The following is a 600-nucleotide window of genomic DNA, read 5'->3' as shown; positions in this document are numbered from 1 at the left end:
CCGCGGTACGTCGGCGGCGTCGATGCCCGGCCCGGCGTCGTCGACCTCGAGCACCGCAGACCCGCCCTCGGCTCGGAGCCGGACCTGGACAGGCTGGTCCGCAGGGGACCACTTGCCGGCGTTGTCGATGAGGTTGAGCACCGCTCGCTCCAGCGCAGCGGGGCGCCCGCTCACCCACACAGAGGTCACGTCGAGCGCAACCTCGATGTCGGGCATGCGGGAACCCGCCCGGGTCGTGGCGGTCAGCACCACGTCGGCCAGGTCGAGCACCTCGGTGCTCTCGTCGCTGACGTCACCGCGCGCCAGGTCGGTCAGCTCGGCGGCAAGGGTCCCCAACTCGGCCACCTGGGCGCCGAGATCGTTGAGCAGCCGGGTCCGGCTCTCCGCCGGCAGCGCGCTGTCCAGGGTGCCGCGCCGATCGAGCCGGATCAGCAGCTCGACGTTGAGGCGCAGGCTGGTGAGCGGGGTCTTGAGCTCGTGGGCGGCGTCCTCGGCGAGCAGCCGCTGGGCCCGCCGGGAGTCCCGGAGCGCGGCGAGCATGTCGTTGATCGACTGGATCAGCCGCCGGATCTCCCCACCGCCCTCATCCGGGATGTCGGC

1 protein-coding gene is annotated in these 600 nt (G+C 72.8%); it reads right to left on the bottom strand.

Features of this window, described 5'->3' with window-relative positions; translation table 11 throughout:
• A partial coding sequence (locus IE118_RS33860) for a sensor histidine kinase (RefSeq protein WP_189561932.1) occupies positions 1–600 on the bottom strand: 600 nt, incomplete at both ends.

Origin of the sequence: Streptomyces pilosus (assembly GCF_014649835.1) — a bacterium.
Classification (GTDB): Bacteria; Actinomycetota; Actinomycetes; order Streptomycetales; family Streptomycetaceae; genus Streptomyces; species Streptomyces pilosus.
The sequence above is the reverse complement of the archived record's forward strand: the minus strand, read 5'-3'. Positions and strand labels throughout refer to the sequence as shown.